General features: G+C 70.9%; 14 protein-coding genes. 10 read left to right on the forward strand and 4 right to left on the reverse strand.

Features of this window, described 5'->3' with window-relative positions; genetic code table 11:
- Positions 1-116: 116 nt before the first annotated feature.
- Together RMN98_RS20525 and RMN98_RS20530 are read right to left on the reverse strand one after the other, a co-directional pair.
- Positions 117-776 carry an SDR family oxidoreductase gene (locus tag RMN98_RS20525; protein ID WP_309650682.1) on the reverse strand — a complete coding sequence of 220 codons (660 nt, stop codon included), beginning with the start codon at positions 774-776 and terminating at the stop codon, positions 117-119.
- A 24-nt stretch (positions 777-800) separates the two neighbouring features.
- The gene (locus tag RMN98_RS20530) at positions 801-1,703 is read right to left on the reverse strand and encodes a 5'-3' exonuclease H3TH domain-containing protein (protein ID WP_397210400.1); all 903 of its coding nucleotides are present in this window, start codon (positions 1,701-1,703) and stop codon (positions 801-803) included.
- Between the two features lie 95 nt (positions 1,704-1,798).
- Between RMN98_RS20530 and RMN98_RS20535 the strand changes: the two genes are divergently transcribed.
- The gene (locus RMN98_RS20535) at positions 1,799-2,281 is read left to right on the forward strand and encodes an Lrp/AsnC family transcriptional regulator (protein ID WP_309650684.1); all 483 of its coding nucleotides are present in this window, start codon (positions 1,799-1,801) and stop codon (positions 2,279-2,281) included.
- 78 nt (positions 2,282-2,359) lie between these two features.
- Positions 2,360-4,699, forward strand: coding sequence for a neutral/alkaline non-lysosomal ceramidase N-terminal domain-containing protein (locus RMN98_RS20540; RefSeq protein WP_309650685.1), 2,340 nt, complete (start codon positions 2,360-2,362; stop codon positions 4,697-4,699).
- 145 nt (positions 4,700-4,844) lie between these two features.
- Here the strand turns inward: RMN98_RS20540 and RMN98_RS20545 are convergent, their stop codons facing one another.
- Positions 4,845-6,311 (reverse strand): lysine 2,3-aminomutase, encoded by a 1,467-nt coding sequence (locus RMN98_RS20545; protein ID WP_309650686.1) that lies wholly within the window; start codon positions 6,309-6,311, stop codon positions 4,845-4,847.
- 161 nt (positions 6,312-6,472) lie between these two features.
- Here RMN98_RS20545 and RMN98_RS20550 point away from each other — a divergent pair, with 161 nt between their 5' ends.
- The 8 genes from RMN98_RS20550 to RMN98_RS20585 all read left to right on the forward strand — a co-directional run bounded on the left by RMN98_RS20550 (position 6,473) and on the right by RMN98_RS20585 (position 15,132).
- The gene (locus RMN98_RS20550; RefSeq protein WP_309650687.1) at positions 6,473-7,549 is read left to right on the forward strand and encodes an L-erythro-3,5-diaminohexanoate dehydrogenase; all 1,077 of its coding nucleotides are present in this window, start codon (positions 6,473-6,475) and stop codon (positions 7,547-7,549) included.
- Entirely contained in the window at positions 7,549-9,150 is a 1,602-nt protein-coding gene (locus tag RMN98_RS20555) for an amidohydrolase family protein (protein WP_309650688.1), read from the forward strand. Before RMN98_RS20550 ends, RMN98_RS20555 begins: the two co-directional genes overlap by 1 nt.
- Positions 9,147-10,709 (forward strand): lysine 5,6-aminomutase subunit alpha, encoded by a 1,563-nt coding sequence (locus RMN98_RS20560; protein ID WP_309650689.1) that lies wholly within the window; start codon positions 9,147-9,149, stop codon positions 10,707-10,709. The genes RMN98_RS20555 and RMN98_RS20560 overlap by 4 nt, the downstream gene beginning before the upstream one ends.
- The gene (locus RMN98_RS20565) at positions 10,706-11,464 is read left to right on the forward strand and encodes an OAM dimerization domain-containing protein (RefSeq protein ID WP_309650690.1); all 759 of its coding nucleotides are present in this window, start codon (positions 10,706-10,708) and stop codon (positions 11,462-11,464) included. Before RMN98_RS20560 ends, RMN98_RS20565 begins: the two co-directional genes overlap by 4 nt.
- A gap of 1 nt (position 11,465) precedes the next feature.
- Positions 11,466-11,861, forward strand: coding sequence for a hotdog domain-containing protein (locus RMN98_RS20570; protein WP_309650691.1), 396 nt, complete (start codon positions 11,466-11,468; stop codon positions 11,859-11,861).
- A 426-nt stretch (positions 11,862-12,287) separates the two neighbouring features.
- Complete coding sequence (lnt, locus tag RMN98_RS20575) at positions 12,288-13,826, forward strand: apolipoprotein N-acyltransferase (RefSeq protein ID WP_309650692.1); 1,539 nt, start codon at positions 12,288-12,290, stop codon at positions 13,824-13,826.
- Positions 13,823-14,590 (forward strand): polyprenol monophosphomannose synthase, encoded by a 768-nt coding sequence (locus RMN98_RS20580; RefSeq protein ID WP_309650693.1) that lies wholly within the window; start codon positions 13,823-13,825, stop codon positions 14,588-14,590. Before lnt ends, RMN98_RS20580 begins: the two co-directional genes overlap by 4 nt.
- On the forward strand, positions 14,587-15,132 hold the full coding sequence (locus RMN98_RS20585; RefSeq protein ID WP_309650694.1) for an FxsA family protein: 546 nt from the start codon (positions 14,587-14,589) through the stop codon (positions 15,130-15,132). The genes RMN98_RS20580 and RMN98_RS20585 overlap by 4 nt, the downstream gene beginning before the upstream one ends.
- An 86-nt stretch (positions 15,133-15,218) precedes the next feature.
- On the opposite strand, the gene RMN98_RS20590 is transcribed toward RMN98_RS20585, so the two are convergent.
- On the reverse strand, positions 15,219-15,608 hold the full coding sequence (locus tag RMN98_RS20590; protein WP_309650695.1) for an RNA polymerase-binding protein RbpA: 390 nt from the start codon (positions 15,606-15,608) through the stop codon (positions 15,219-15,221).
- Between the last annotated feature and the right edge of the window lie 222 nt (positions 15,609-15,830).

The following is a 15,830-nucleotide window of genomic DNA, read 5'->3' on the forward strand; positions in this document are numbered from 1 at the left end:
CGCTCGCCGGTGTCAACGGTTGCGGTTTGGTCACCAACCGCAGGTTTACAGCCGCTCGAGCTGCGGTTGGTGACCAATCCGCAGGTCCGGCAGACCCTCCGTGGCGCGCGCCGGTGTCAGGAGGTCAAGGCACGGACGGCGTCAGCCACCGGCACGGAGCCGTTGACCAGGTTGCACTGCTGACCGACGGTGGCGTCGTCATCGAGGATCGCGGCGACGACATCGGCGACGTCGGCGCGGGTGACCTCTCCGCCCTCGACGTCGAGCCCCAGCGCGACCTGCCCCGTGGCAGGGTCGTCCGTGAGGGCCCCGGGCCGCACGATGGTCCAGGCGAGATCGCTGTCGCGCAGGGCGGCGTCGGCGTCGCGCTTCGCCTCGACGTACGCGCGCCAGACCTCCGAGGTGTCGGCAGGCAGCGCGGCGTCGACCCCCATCGCGGAGACCTGGACGAAGCGGGCGATGCCGGCTTGCCGGGCTCCCTCGATCGACTTCAGCGAGCCCTCGAGGTCCACGGTGCGCTTGCGCTCGATGTCGCCGTCAGCGCCGCCACCGGCGGCGAAGACGACCGCATCACAGCCCGCGAAGGCCATGGCGAAGGCAGATGCATCGTCCTGCTCGATGTCCAGGATGCCGACGTCGGCGCCGAGCGCCTCCAGCTCCGCGCGGTACTCCTCCTTGCGGACGAGAGCGACGGGGGTGTGGCCACGGGCTACGAGGGAGGGGTGAAGGAGCATGGCCACCTTGCCGTGGCCTCCGACTACTGCGATTCGACTCATGGCTCCACCGTACGAGCGGCCTGGTCAGGCGCCCAGGACCCCGAGGAGTCGCTCGGTCGGGCTCTCGAGCCCCCAGGTCGCGGCCAGCTCGGCGACGCGCGGCGCGTCGCGCGGCGTACGCGGCAGGGACAGGTCGCTGCGGTCCAGGTCGATCTCACGGGCGACGGCCACGACCGTCGGCGCGACCTGGAGGTAGTCCAGCGCAGCCTTGATCTTGCCGCGCGGACCCGGACCAAGGTCGCTGTCGGGATCCAGGGCGGCAGCGACGATGCCGTCGATGTCGCCGAAGCGCTGCAGCAAGGTGGCCGCGGTCTTCTCCCCGACCCCGGCGACGCCCGGCAGGCCGTCGGAGGCGTCGCCGCGCATGGTGGCGAAGTCGGCGTACTGGTGTGCGTCGATCGCGTACTTCTCCCGCACCCAGTCGTTGGTCACCCGCTCGTGCCGCCCGACGCCACGGGCGATGTAGAGGACACGGACGTCGGCCTCGTCGTCGACGAGCTGGAAGAGGTCGCGGTCCCCGGTCACGATGTCGACCGGCTGGCCGGCGCCGGTGGCCAGGGTGCCGATCACGTCGTCGGCCTCGTAGCCGTCGGCGCCTATGACGGTGATGCCGAACGCATCGAGGACCTCGAGGATGATCGGGACCTGGACCTGCAGCGGGTCCGGGACCTCCTCGACGTCGGGGGCGGACGCGACCTCCTCGACGACGCGGTGGGTCTTGTACGTCGGGATCAGGTCGACCCGCCACTGCGGCCGCCAGTCGTTGTCCCAGCAGCAGACCAGGTGCGTCGGCTCGTACTCGTCGACCAGGCGCGAGATGAAGTCCATCAGTCCGCGGACCGCGTTGACGGGGGTGCCGTCGGGACCGGTGATCTCGGGAACCCCGAAGAAGGCCCGGAAGTACATCGAGGCCGTGTCCAGCAGCATCAGCCGTCCGGGCTCGCGGCTGGTCTCATCACTCGTGGTCTGCGGGTCGGTCACGTCGCGCATCCTGCCACGGTCCTGGGGCTACCCTGTCGCGCGTGGCGACAGAGCTTGAGACGACCGACCGCAAGATCCTCGAGCTCCTGGCCCGGGACGGGAGGATGTCCTTCACCGACCTCGGCAAGGCGACCGGGTTGTCGACCTCGGCCGTCCACCAGCGGGTCAAGCGGCTCGAGCAGCGTGGACTGATCCTCGGCTACGGCGCCACGATCAACCACGACGAGATCGGCCTCCCGCTCACCGCGTTCATCTCGATCCGACCGATCGATCCCTCCCAGCCCGACGACTCTCCGGAGCGTCTGCGCGACATCCCGGAGATCGAGTCGTGCTGGTCGGTGGCCGGTGAGGAGTCCTACATCCTCAAGATCCGGGTGCCGACGCCAGCACACCTGGAGAACCTGCTGGCCCGTGTCCGTGCCGCCGCCAACGTCTCCACACGGACCACGATCGTGCTGTCCACGCCCTACGAGGGCCGGCCCGTCCTCAGCGTCAGTCCCAGACCTCCGCGGGGTCTGGCGTGATGGGGCTGCGCAGCAGACGTGACCCGAGTCGGGCCACCTCGTTGAGGCGTTGTGCCCACTCGCGCTCGCAGAGTTCCTGTGTTCAGACTGTTTGCTGCTGGCGTTGCGCTGCTCCTAGCGGGGTTGGCTGGTGGTGGCCCGTCAGGTCCGGGACGTGCAGAGGCTGCTCCCGCGCCGGCTCCATCCCGACTGCAGGTCGGGGTCGGCCGCGCTGACATCACGCCACCTACGGGGTACTTCACGATGGGCAACGTCCGCTCCGACGCGCGAGCCAAGGGTGCGCACGGACGGCTCGAGGCGCGCGCCATCGTCCTGGAGCGGGACGGTCGCAAGGTTGCGCTCGTCGTGGCCGAGCTGTGCTGCTTCGCCGGGGGGCTCCTCACCGAGGCCGTCAAGCAGCTGCCTGGTCGCGGCTTCGACGAGACCAACATCGTGGTCTCGGCGACCCACACGCACAGCGCGCCCGGACAGTACTTCCCGTACAGCGCCTACGACCTGACGCTGCCGAACGCCAACACGATCACCCAGTTCGAGGCTCGGCCCGACCCGCAGCTCTACGCCTTCCTAGCCCGACGTCTCGCGGTCGCGATCGCCCGCGCGGACGACGACCGCGCACCCGGTGCGGCTGCCTGGGGACACGCCGCGATCCCGGTCGGGTTGACCGAGAACCGGTCCATCGAGGCGCACCTGGCCAACTACGGCATTGCCAAGAAGCTGGGGGAGGGGCGCGCCTCCGACAGCCCACGGGGTGCCGACAGCACCATCGACCCCGAGCTCGACGTTCTCCGCGTGGACAAGCGCATCGGCGGCCGGCTGGTGCCGGTCGGGATGTGGTCCACGTTCGCCAATCACGGCACGGTCAACCTCGGTACTCGCTCGAGCAACTACAACGGTGACCACCTCGGCGCGGCGATGGTGGCCAGCGAGGACGCCCTGCGTCGCGCGGGGGGAGCACCTCGAGGACAAGACGTCGTGACGGCGTTCTCCAACGCCGACGAGGGGGACACCTCCTCAGCCCTGCACCGTACCGGCCCGGCGGCGGCGGATTACGTCGGACGGGTGGAGGCCGCGGCCATGGTGCGGGCCTGGCGCGATGCCGGGCGCCGTCTCTCGGACAGGCCGACCCTGGACCTGCGCTGGACGCGCTTCTGCTTCTGCGGTCAGGAGACGGAGCAGGGTCCCGTCGACGACAAGGCGGTGCCCGGCCTTCCGTTGCTCACCGGCTCCGACGAGCACCGGGGACAGCTCCACGACAACACCGGCATGGTCTACGAGGGCTACCGGCTGCCGACCGAGGTCGGCCCTCAAGGCAACAAGATCCAGCTCTTCCCGCAGGGCGTGCCGGTCCCGAACGGTGCGCCGCTCGCGATCGTACGGGTGGGCGACGGCGTGATCATCTCCAATCCCGGCGAGACCACGGTCGAGGTAGGTCGGGACCTGCGCGCTGCCGTGCGCGACGCGCTGTCCGGCACGGGAGTGCGCTCGGTCGCGATCAGCGGCCTGGCCAACGAGTACCAGGGCTACTTCACCAGCCCCGACGAGTACGCCTGGCAGGCCTATGAGGGCGGACAGACCAATTTCGGGAAGTTCAGCTCGATCCTGCTGATCGAGAAGTCAGCCGAGCTGGCCGGGACCCTGGCCAACGGTGGGCCGGCGCCGGCTGCGTACCCCTTCGACCCGACGAACGGGCTGCAGCCGGACCCGACGCCGTTCCCACTCGGGGCGCCCGAAGCCACGATCACGGCTCAGCCCGACGCTGTACGTCGGCTGCAGCGGGCTCACTTCGGGTGGCAGGGCGGGGCCCGCGGCACGGACCGTCCGCTGGATCGTGCGTTCGTGAGCATCCAGCACCGCAACGGGTCGACGTGGCGTCGGGTGGCCGACGACCTCGGGACCACCATCGCGTGGAGTGTCGAGGGGAACGAAGCCGTGCCCCTGGGGCCCGGCTACGTCAAGGAGGCGAACGAGGGCCGTTACGACGCTCGCTGGGAGGTGCCGGGTGACGCCCGCCCCGGCAGCTACCGCTTCGTGGTGACCGCGAAGCGCTACCGGATCGTGTCCGAGACGTTCGGTGTCGAACGCTCCCGCGCCTTGTCGGTGCAGCCGGTCCGCGCCCGGTCGGGGCGGGCTGCGTTCACCGTGGCGTACCCCGAGGCGGTGCCGTACGACGACATCACCTACCGACCGGCCGTGGCCAGGCGGGCCCGCGCGGTCGTCAGCGTCGCTGGTCACCGGCGGGTGCTTCAGGCGAGTCGCAAGGGCGTCTTCGACTTCGCGGTGAGGCCGGGGACGCGGGTGACGGTCCAGTCGGCGCGCGACACCTGGGGCAACACGAGCCGCGGCTCGGTCCACTTCACGGCCGGCAGGCCGACCGCCCCACGTCCGCGCGAGGCGTACCCCGTCCTCCGTCCCTGGTGAGTCGTCCCCAGCCGGTGGACGTGGCGATGATCGTGAGCGCGGCTCCGGGTGACGTCGTGAGCGCAGGGATCGACCAGCTCCACGTAGGGCGCACCGTGATCATCGCGGTGGGCAACGGTGTGCCTGGCTCGCTGCAGAGCCGTGCTCAGTAGGCCTGGAGCGCCGCGGTACGACGGGACGCCTCGGCGACCTCGGCGGCCTTGAGGGCGGAGGTGTCGAGGTCGGCGTGCTGGGCCCACCAGGCCTGGCCCTCGGGGGGCAGGGTGTGGATGGGGTCGTAGTACTCGTAGGTCTTGGACAGGGCGTCGAGAGAGGTGGCCTCGATGGAGGTGCGGTAGTTCTTCGTCCACGACGAGATGCCGCGGACCTCGTCGTAGGCGGCGAGCTGGTGGACCCAGCGCTTCCCGACGAAGGGCACGTCGCAGACGATGCGCGGGGTGGCGAAGCCGGGGAGGTAGCCCATGATGTGGTGCTGCAGCTTCTGCGCGTCGGCGACCGAGACCCGCCAGTGCTCCGAGAACGGGATCATGTCGCACATGTAGAAGTAGTAGGGCATGATCTGCGCGCCGTCGAGGAGCGCGAAGCAGAGGTCGAGGAGCGCGTGCGGGTCGGCGTTGACGCCGTTGAGCAGCACGCCCTGGTTGCGCACGTCGCGGATGCCGGTGTCGAGCAGCGCCCGGGTCGCGTCGGCGACGAGCGGTGTCACCGAGTTGGCGTGGTTGGTGTGGGTGTGCACGGCGATGGAGACCCCGCGCGAGCGGGCCAGCGTGGCCACGCGCGTCATCCCCTCCAGCACCTCGGGCTGCAGCCAGTGCTGCGGCAGGCCGATGAGGGCCTTGGTGGCCAGGCGAACGTCGCGGATGTTGTCGATCTCGAGCAACGACATCAAGAACGCCTCGAGGCGGGGCCACGGCATGTTGGCCACGTCGCCGCCGGAGACGACGACGTCGCGCACCGACGGGTTGGCGCGCAGGTAGGTCATCATGTCACCGAGCCGGTCGGTGGGCTTGGCGGTGAACTTCAGCTTCTCGATGACCGGCGTCGAGTTGCCGACGAGGTCCATGCGGGTGCAGTGGCCGCAGTACTGCGGGCAGGTCGGCAGCAGCTCGGCCAGCACCTTGGTGGGGTAGCGATGGGTGAGACCCTCCGCGACCCACATGTCGTGCTCGTGGAGCGAGTCGCGCGTGGCGTGCGGGTGCGAGGACCAGTCCGTGCGGCGGTCGGAGAACACCGGGAGCATGTAGTGGCGCACCGGGTCGGCGTAGAACGCGTCGGTCAGGGAGCCGGGCCCGCCGACGGGGGCGTGGGGGACCATCGTGTTCATCATCTGCGGCGGCACCAGCATCGACATGGTGGCGCGCTCGGCCTGGTCGCGCTCGAGGTCGGCGTAGAACCGCTCGTCGACCAGGTCGCCGAGAAGCTCGCGGAGCTGGCGGACGTTCTTGATGCAGTGCGCGCGCTGCCACTGCACCGACGCCCACTCCTCGCCGGTCACGTCCTTCCACCCGGGGAAGCGGGTCCAGTCCGGCTCGACGAGCTCGACGCGGGAGTAGGGGTAGGGCTGTCCCGCCTCATCGAGCAGGTGGGTCGCGATCGAGGTCTCGATGCTCATGGTCGCTCCTGGGTGCGGGAGTAGGGCCGTGTGGAGGTGCGGCGCGTCGGTTGTGTCACATTCGCTCGCAGTGCGAGACTACGCGCAGATCATCCGGTGTGCACATCACCACGCCGAATAATTTCCTGTACATGTTCGATAGAAGCGAAGGACGGTCTGCCATGTCAGCCCGCAACGGCGATCCGACCGGTCTGCACCGGGTCCTCGACGACACCCTGGTCCTGCCCCAGGCGGCCCAGCGCCTCGACACCCGCCGCGAGCTGTGGCCCGACGAGGTCCGCGTCCGGGTCGAGCGGCTCAACCTCGACGCCGCGTCCTTCCGCCAGCTCGAGCGCACGCACCTGGCCGCCGACGGCACTCCCGACGGCGACGCCGTACGACGCGCGGTCCTCGACATCGTCGCCGCCCGCGGCAAGATGCAGAACCCCGAGACCGGCTCCGGGGGCATGCTCGTCGGGACCGTCGAGGAGGTCGGACCCGAGTGCACGCTCGGCCTCACGGTCGGCGACCGCGTCACGACCCTGGTCTCGCTGACCCTCACGCCCCTGGTCATCGAGGACGACCTCGCCGGCTGGGACGGCCGCGACGAGCAGGTGCCGTGCGACGGCTACGCCGTGCTCTTCGGTCGCTCGATCGCCGCCGTCATCCCCGACGACCTCCCCACCGGGCTGAGCCTGTCGGTGATGGACGTGTGCGGCGCGCCGGCGCTGACCGCCCGCGTCGTCGCGGAGTACGCCGACGCGGGACGCAGCGACGTCGTCGTCGCCGTGGTCGGTGGTGCCGGCAAGTCCGGCTCGCTGAGCCTCGCAGCCGCCCGTGATGCTGGCGCCGGCCGCACGATCGGGGTCGTGCCGCACCAGGCAGAGGCCGACCTGCTGACCGCGTCCGGCCTCGCCGACCAGGTCGTGGTGGCCGACGCCCGTCACCCCCTGGCCCTGCGCGACGCCGTCGTCGCAGCGGGCGGCCCAGCCGACGTCACGGTGGTCTGCGTCGACGTGCCCGGGTGCGAGGGCGGTGCGATCCTCGCCACCGCTGACCGTGGGACCGTCATCTTCTTCTCCATGGCGACCTCGTTCTCGGGCGCGGCACTCGGCGCCGAGGGCCTGGCCGCCGACGTGCGGATGCTGGTCGGCAACGGCTACGTGCCCGGCCACGCCGCCTACGCGATGGACCTCCTGCGTGGCAACGACGGGGTGCGCGGCCTCTTCGAGCGACGCCTGACGCACCAGGACGCCTGATGGTCGAGGCGTCCCGCAGGCTGCTCCTGCGCAACGGTCGCGTCCTGGGCGGTCGTCCCAGCGTCCCGGCCACCAGCATCGCCGTCGAGGACGGTCATGTCGTGTCGGTCGGCGACGAGCAGCACGCCGATCGCGTCGCCGGCAGCGGTCACGGCGCCCCCGAGGTCGTGGACCTCGACGGGGCCCTCGTCGCCCCGGCCTTCGTCGACAGCCACGTCCACACGGTGCGCACGGGTCTGGCCCTGACGGGGCTGGACCTCACCGGCCGTCGCAGCCTCACCGAGGTCCTCGACGCCCTGGCCGTCCACGCCGCCAGCCACCCTGATGCCGGCGTGGTGGTCGGCCAGGGATGGGACGAGACCGGCTGGTCCGAGCCACGGCCGCCGACGGGTGACGAGCTCGAGCGCGCCGCCCCGGGACGCCGGACCTACCTCACCCGCGTCGACGGCCACTCCTCGGTGATCTCGCCCGCCCTCGCCGGCCTCGTGCCCGGGCTCCAGCAGCTCGCCGGGTGGACCGACGACGGGCGCGTCGAGCGCGACGCCCACCACGCCGTGCGCAACGTCCTGGAGGGGCTCATCGGCCCCGACGAGCGGCTCGCCGCGGCCAGGACGGCCTGCCGCGCGATGGCCGCCCAGGGCATCGTCGCCTTCCACGAGAACGCCGCGCCCCACATCGGCCCCGAGCACGAGATCGAGGTGGTCCGTCAGGCGGCCACCGAGACCGGGCTGCGTGCCACCGTCTACTGGGGCGAGCTCATGGCCGTCGACACCGCCCGCCGGCTCGGCGTCGCAGGGCTGGCCGGCGACCTGGTCGCCGACGGCGCCTTCGGCTCGCGCACGGCCGCGCTCACCTCCGCCTACGACGACCGCCACGACACCTGCGGGCACGCCTACGTCTCCGCCGAGCAGGTGCGCGACCACGTCGTCGCCTGCACCGAGGCCGGGCTCCAAGCGGGCTTCCACTGCATCGGCGACGCGGCGCTTGATGCCATCGGCGAGGGGTTCGCGCGAGCCGAGGAGATCGTCGGCGGCGACGCCCTGCGTCGCGCCCGCCACCGGCTCGAGCACGTCGAGATGCCCTCGGCCACCGTCATCGAGGTCCTCGCCCGTCTTGAGGTCGTGGCCAGCGTCCAGCCCATGTTCGACGCGCTGTGGGGTGGCCCCGAGGGCATGTACGCCGCCCGACTGGGGGAGCGGTGGCGTGACACCAACCCGTTCCTCGACCTCGAGATGGCGCCGGTCCGGCTGGCGTTCGGCTCGGACTCACCGGTCACCGCGCTCGGCCCCTGGGCCGCGGTGCGCGCGGCGGTCCAGCACCATCACGAGGCCCAGCGGCTCCCGGCCTCGTTCGCGTTCCGGGCGCACACCCGCGGCGGCGCCTTCGCCGCCCACGACGACCTCGGGGGCCACCTGGGACAGGGTGCCCGCGCCGACCTCGCCGTCTGGGACGTCCCTGGAGGCTTCGCGGCGAGCACAGCCGACGAGCCCCCGGACGCGATGCCCGACCTCACCCCGGGAGCCCCGCTCCCGGTCCTGCGCCGCCTGCTCGCCGGGGGCGCCGACGTCCACCCCACCAGCAACCCCGAGGAGACGGCATGACCGGCAAGCTCGACCTGGACCCGGCCACCGTCAAGCAGGCCCGCGCACTGGCCCGCAAGGTCGGTCGCCCGATCGTCACGACCGCCAAGAAGCACACCACCGTCGCCGTCGAGCGGGCCACGCTGCGGCTGGCCGGCCTGGAGGGAGCCGACGCCGAGGGCACCCCGTGGGTCAACCGGCTGATGGACGTCGTACGCGCCGACACCGGTCTCGAGCACGGGGTCGCCCTCCCCGTCTGGGACGCACTGGGCCGCGGAGAGGCCGACGACCTGACGAGCCTGGCGCAGAAGGCCTCGGCGGGCTCGGTCACCTTCCGGATGCCCGAGGGCAAGGACGCCATCCGGGCCCGTGCCGCCTCGCGCAAGCAGGTCGGCAAGGGCATCAGCCTGATGGACAAGCGCCGCGTCGAGCGCGAGCGGCTGATCAAGCGCCACGGCGACGCCCCCCGCAAGCCCTGGATCTACCTCATCGTCGCCACCGGCGACATCTACGAGGACATCCCGCAGGCCCAGCAGGCGGCGCGCGAGGGTGCCGACGTCATCGCCGTCATCCGCTCCACCGGTCAGAGCCTCCTCGACTACGTGCCCGAGGGTGCGACGCGCGAGGGCTTCGCGGGCACCTACGCGACCCAGGAGAACTTCCGGCTCATGCGCGCGGCGCTCGACGAGTCGAGCAAGGAGCTGGGTCGCTACGTCCGGCTGACCAACTACGCGTCCGGGTTGTGCATGCCCGAGATCGCGGCCCTGGCCGGGATGCAGCGCCTCGACATGATGCTCAACGACTCGATGTACGGCATCCTCTTCCGCGACATCAACCCGATCCGCACCTTCGTCGACCAGCGCTTCAGCCGGCAGGTGCACGCCCGCGCGGGGATCATCATCAACACCGGCGAGGACAACTACCTCACCACCGCCGACGCCGTCGAGGCCGCACACACCGTCACGACCAGCCAGCTGCTCAACGAGTACTTCGCCAAGGAGGCCGGCCTCGAGGACTGGCAGCTGGGGCTGGGACACGCCTTCGAGATCGACCCCGAGGTTCCCGACTCGTTCCGGCTCGAGCTGGCCCACGCGATGCTCGCGCGCGACCTCTTCCCGAACGCTCCGCTCAAGTGGATGCCGCCCACGCGGCACATGACCGGCGACGTCTTCCGCGGCTACCTCCTCGACGGGTTCTTCAACCTCGTCGGGGCGCTGACCGGCCAGGGGATCCTGCTGGTCGGGATGATGACCGAGGCCGTCGTGACGCCGTGGCTCTCCGACCGCGACCTGGCACTGCAGAACGTCCGCTACGTCATGAACGCCGCCGGCAACCTGCACGAGGACTTCCGACCGACCCCCGACGGGTTCATCGCCCAGCGCGCCCGCCAGGTGCTGGGGGAGTCGATCGACCTGCTCGAGAAGATCGTCGAGCACGACAACGGTCTGCTGGACGCCATCGCCGACGGCACCTTCGGGCTGATGAAGCGCCCGGCCGACGCCGGTCGCGGTCTCGAGGGCGTGGCGAAGAAGTCCAGCGCCTACTACAACCCGGCCACCGAGCTGCTGGAGGAACGATGAGCGACGACAGCCAGATCATCCGCCCCTACGGTGACACCACCGGCGACGGGATGGTGCAGCTGAGCTTCACCCTGCCGATGGCCCACTCCAAGGTCGCGGAGGGCGCTGCGGCCCAGCTGGCCAACAAGATGGGCATGGACCCGGCCCTGGTCGTGCACGCCAAGCCGATGGGTCCCGACTTCACGTTCTTCGTCGTCTACGGCCGCGTCCACCACCTCGTCGACCCCAGCAAGGTCGTCGTCGTCGAGCGCGACTACCCGTTGTTGACCCCCAAGGAGGCCAACGCGGCGATCAAGCGGTCGCTGCGTCGCAGGCTCACGGTCGTCGGCGCCTGCATCGGCACCGACGCCCACACCGTCGGCATCGACGCGATCCTCAACATCAAGGGGTTCGCCGGCGAGAAGGGCCTGGAGTACTACCGCGAGCTCAAGGTGGTCAACCTCGGCGCCCAGGTCTCGGTGCCGCAGCTCGTCGAGCGCGCCCGGGCCGAGAAGGCCGACGCGGTCCTGGTCTCGCAGGTCGTCACCCAGCGCGACGCCCACCTGCTCAACACCCGGGAGATGTCGGCTGCCTTCCGCGAGTCCTACCCCTCGGGCAAGGCGCCGCTGCTGATCGTCGGTGGGCCGCGCTTCGACGAGGCGATGGCGGCCGAGCTCGGCGTCGACCGGGTCTTCAGCCGCGGCACCACGCCCGGAGAGGTCGCCTCCTACATCGTCCACCAGCTCGCCCCCGCCCCCGACTCGAAGGCTTCCTGACATGACCACCGACTCGACACCGACCGTCGGCACCCGCGTCGTCCACCGCCGCTACGTGCCCTACTCCCACGCCCACTACGCCGGCAACCTGGTGGACGGCGCCTACAGCCTCGGGCTCTTCGGTGACGTCGCGACCGAGATGTGCATCCTCACCGACGGCGACGAGGGGCTGTTCGCCTCCTACAGCGACGTGCAGTTCCGGGCTCCCGTCCGCGCCGGCGACGTCCTCGAGATCACCTGTGACCTCACCCGTGTCGGCACGCGATCACGGGTCATGGACTTCGCCGTGCTCGTCGTTGCGCGCGGTGCGGCGACGCCCGAGAAGCCCGGCGCGGCCCGGGTCCTGACCGACCCCGTCGTGGCCACGACGGCCACCGGCACCGTCGTCGTTCCCTGATCCGGCGTGGCGTTGGCCGACACGCCGATCCGAGGGGAAATTTGTCGAAGTTTTCCTCGCCGACAGCGATCGCGCTGACCTGCGACGACGCGAGTTCGTGCAGGTCAGCGACCGGTTGACACGCGGCCCCGGTCGGCCAAACTGTAGGCCGTCCGCTCACGCAGATCGTGGCCGGCGTACCGACGTCCGAGTGGCCGGGTCGGAGGGTGAAGGCGCCAATCACCTGTCCGACGTGGTTCGCGGAGGTCGGTGCGCCTCTACGAGAGCGACCCGGAAGGGCCCCTCGCCCCCTAGACAACGTCGCAGGCCTCGGCAGCCCGTCGTCGCCTGGATGGCCGAAGGGGCCCGGGGCCCTTCCGGAACTGCGCAGCCGCCGTGACGACCGCCGGCGCCGTCGATGCCGGCCGACCCGGTAGTTTTCACCGTGTGCTCCTGCGGACGTCCCTCGCGCTGGTCGCGGGGCTGACGCTCTCGCTGGCCTTCGAACCCGTCGCGCTTCCCCTCGTGATGCCCTTCGCGGTGGCGGCGTTCTTCGTCTCCACGCGCGGGCTGCGGGCCAGGTCGGCGTGGATCCCGGGCCTCGCCTTCGGGGTGGCGTTCTACTTCACCCACATCTCGTGGCTGCGCGACTCGATCGGCCCCGACGCGTGGGTGGCGCTGGGCACCATCGAGTCGCTCTTCTACGCCGCCCTCGGCTCGGTGACCGCTGCCCTGCACCGGCGGCGGCTCTGGGCGCTGTGGATGGCGCCGGCGTGGGTGACGATGGAGGTCGTGCGCAGCGGCTGGCCCTTCAGCGGCATGCCCTGGGGACGCCTCGCGTTCGGCGTCGTCGACACCCCGGTCGCCCCCGCCCTGCCCTACGTCGGCTCCGTCGGGGTCAGCCTGCTCCTGGCACTGGTGAGCTCGTTGATCGCCTGGACCGTCGTCGCCCGCGGACGCGAACGACGCCTGGCTGGGGGAGCGACCCTCGCGGTCCTCGCGCTGACCCTCCTACCGGCCCTGACGCCGTACGACGTCGAGGAGACCGGCCAGGCGACCGTGGCCGCCGTGCAGGGCAATCTCCCCGGCCCGGCCGACAACATCCTCTTCGACTCCCAGCAGGTCACCGCCAACCACGTGCAGGCGACGATCGACCTCGCCGACGAGATCGCGGCTGGCACACAGCCCGAGGTCGACTTCGTGCTCTGGCCGGAGAACTCCACGGCCAGCGACCCGTTCGGCAACGCCGAGGTCAACGCCGGCATCCGTGCGGCCTCGGCCGCGATCGGAGTCCCGATCCTGGTCGGCGCCATCGTCGACGCCGGCCCCGAGCACGTCCTCAACCAGGGGATCGTGTGGGACCCGGTGACGGGAGCGGGGGAGCGCTACACCAAGCGGCACCCGGTGCCCTACGGCGAGTACATCCCGCTGCGCGACTACCTCGACGGCACCTTCGGGAAGCTGGCACTGATCCCGCGCGACATGCTCAGCGGCTCCCGCAAGACCCCCCTGGAGATCGCCGGGATCAGCGTGGCCGACGCGATCTGCTTCGACATCGCCTACGACGACGGCCTCTACGACCAGGTCAGCCGGGGCGCCGAGCTGCTCACCGTGCAGACCAGCAACGCCAGCTTCATCTTCACCGACCAGATCGACCAGCAGTTCGCGATGACACGGCTGCGGGCCATCGAGGCCGGCCGGTGGTTGGTCGTGGCGTCGCCCAACGGCATCTCCGGGGTGGTGTCGCCGGACGGGGAGGTGGTCGCCACCGCGGATCCACGCACGCAGGCGGTGCTGGTCGAGTCGGTAGGCCTGTCGAGCGAGATCACGCTCGCAGTGCGTCTCGGACCGTGGGTCGGACGTTCATCTGCCGTCCTCACCGGAGTCGGCCTGCTGCTGGGATTGCTGGCGTATCGTCGATCACGACACAGTCCGGCGCCGGGAGGGGCTCCGGCCGAGACCCCCGGGGACGAGGTCCTGCCATGAGCATCGACGAGCTCGGTCGCATCGTGATGGTCGTGCCGACCTACAACGAGGCCGACAACCTCGCCTGGATCGTGGAGCGCCTGCGCCGCGCGCAGCCCGGGGTCGACGTGCTGGTGGTCGACGACGGCTCGCCCGACGGCACCGGACGCATCGCCGACGAGCTCGCGGCCGCCGATCCCCAGGTGCAGGTCCTCCACCGCACGACCAAGGAGGGCCTCGGCGCGGCCTACCTGGCCGGCTTCCGCTGGGCTCTTGCCGAGGGTTACGACGTCATCGGCGAGATGGACGCCGACGGCTCGCACCAGCCCGAGCAGCTCGGAGGCCTGATCGACGCCCTCGCCGACGCAGACCTGGTGATCGGCTCGCGCTGGGTGCCCGGTGGGTCCGTGGTCAACTGGCCCTGGTCCCGCGAGCTGCTCTCGCGGGGCGGCAACCTCTACGTGCGGCTGCTGCTCGGCATCAGCGTCAAGGACGCGACGGCCGGCTTCCGGCTCTTCCGCCGTCACACCCTCGAGAAGGTCGACCTCGACCTCGTGCGCTCGACCGGTTACGTCTTCCAGACCGACCTGGTCGCGCGCACCCTCCACGCCGGACTCACCGTGCGCGAGGTGCCCATCGAGTTCGTCGAGCGGGTGCGTGGCGACTCCAAGATGACTCCCGACGTTGCCAGCGAGTCGCTGAAGCGGATCACGCAGTGGGGCCTCAGCGAGCGCCGCGAGCAGGCGCGTCGCGCGCTGGCCCGCCGGCGAGACCGGACCCGATGAGTCGCCCCTTCCCCGATCCCTCCTCCTCGACAGCCCCGAGGGGCCAGGCGCGTGGACGCAGCCGGGGCCGCCTCGGCTGGCTGGTCATCCTGCTGCTGGTCGTGGTGCCACTGGCCGAGATCTATGTCCTGATCCAGGTCGGGCAGGTCATCGGGCCGTGGTGGACCATCCTGCTGCTGATCGTGGACAGCATCATCGGCGGCTGGCTGATCCGGCGTGAGGGAGCCCGCGCCTGGAAGGCGCTGAATGCCGCCATCGGCAGCGGCCGGATGCCCGCGAGGGAGCTGGCCGACGGTGCGCTGATCCTGATCGGTGGCACCCTGATGCTCAGCCCGGGCTTCGTCACCGACGCCTTCGGCATCCTGCTGATCCTGCCGGTGACCCGGCCGCTCTTCCGCGGGCTGCTCACCGGCTTCGTGACCCGGCGCGTGGTCATGACCGCGACCGGCGGCACCTTGCGCGGACCCGGGCGACCCGGTGGTCCGACCGGCCCGGACGGGCCCGTCGTGCGCGGTGACGTCATCGACGACCCGCCGCGCTGACCCCACGGCGTTCGGGGTGACATGACACTCGCCCCGACCCGGCGTACCGGATCGGGGCGAGAGAGGTCGGTGGAACCGGAGCTGTGTCAGGCCGAGGCGGCCTTGCGCTTCTTGGCGTTGGCCCGGTGCAGGTGCGCCGGACCGATCTCGCCCCCGCGCAGCAGCTCGAGGCGCTCCTTGAGGATGTCCTCGAGCTCCTTCTCCGAGCGGCGCTCCAGCAGCATGTCCCAGTGGGTGCGAGCGGGCTTCTCGGCCTTCTCGATCGGCTTGATGCCGGCCGTGCTCAGACCCTCGGCGCCGCAGCGCGGGCACTCCCAGAGCGCCGGGATGTCTGCCTCGATGGACATCGTGATCTCGAACTCGTGCCCGTGCGAGCACCGGTAACCGACCTGCTGACGTGCTGCGAACTCGATGCCGCGCTCGTCCTCGAAGCTCTGGCCTCCGAGTCGTGCGCCACGCAATGTGCGTTCCGCCATGAGGCACCTCCAAACTTGTGTTTCCCCCGTGGAATGTTCCTGAGGTGCCGTGTACCCAAGGGCCGCGCTCTTGACACTCGGCAAGGGGGTGGTCAGGGACACCTCTTCCCGTCCAACGGTAGCGACCTCGCCAAGAGTTCCGCCAATTACGACACATTCCCTGGGTATGTCAATGTCGCGGTCAGGAAGTGGGACATCCGGGGGTGGTGACCAGGACCTGGT

The sequence above is a fragment of the Nocardioides sp. genome (assembly GCF_031397825.1).
Lineage (GTDB): Bacteria > Actinomycetota > Actinomycetes > Propionibacteriales > Nocardioidaceae > Nocardioides.

Bases quoted from the DNA above. Each gene is read 5' to 3' on its own strand.
- RMN98_RS20525 (WP_309650682.1), bottom strand. From the start codon at position 776: ATGAGTCGAATCGCAGTAGTCGGAGGCCACGGCAAGGTGGCCATGCTC.
- RMN98_RS20530 (WP_397210400.1), bottom strand. From the start codon at position 1,703: ATGCTGCTGGACACGGCCTCGATGTACTTCCGGGCCTTCTTCGGGGTT.
- RMN98_RS20545 (WP_309650686.1), bottom strand. From the start codon at position 6,311: ATGAGCATCGAGACCTCGATCGCGACCCACCTGCTCGATGAGGCGGGA.
- RMN98_RS20550 (WP_309650687.1), top strand. From the start codon at position 6,473: ATGTCAGCCCGCAACGGCGATCCGACCGGTCTGCACCGGGTCCTCGAC.
- RMN98_RS20555 (WP_309650688.1), top strand. From the start codon at position 7,549: ATGGTCGAGGCGTCCCGCAGGCTGCTCCTGCGCAACGGTCGCGTCCTG.
- RMN98_RS20560 (WP_309650689.1), top strand. From the start codon at position 9,147: ATGACCGGCAAGCTCGACCTGGACCCGGCCACCGTCAAGCAGGCCCGC.
- RMN98_RS20565 (WP_309650690.1), top strand. From the start codon at position 10,706: ATGAGCGACGACAGCCAGATCATCCGCCCCTACGGTGACACCACCGGC.
- RMN98_RS20570 (WP_309650691.1), top strand. From the start codon at position 11,466: ATGACCACCGACTCGACACCGACCGTCGGCACCCGCGTCGTCCACCGC.
- RMN98_RS20580 (WP_309650693.1), top strand. From the start codon at position 13,823: ATGAGCATCGACGAGCTCGGTCGCATCGTGATGGTCGTGCCGACCTAC.
- RMN98_RS20585 (WP_309650694.1), top strand. From the start codon at position 14,587: ATGAGTCGCCCCTTCCCCGATCCCTCCTCCTCGACAGCCCCGAGGGGC.
- RMN98_RS20590 (WP_309650695.1), bottom strand. From the start codon at position 15,608: ATGGCGGAACGCACATTGCGTGGCGCACGACTCGGAGGCCAGAGCTTC.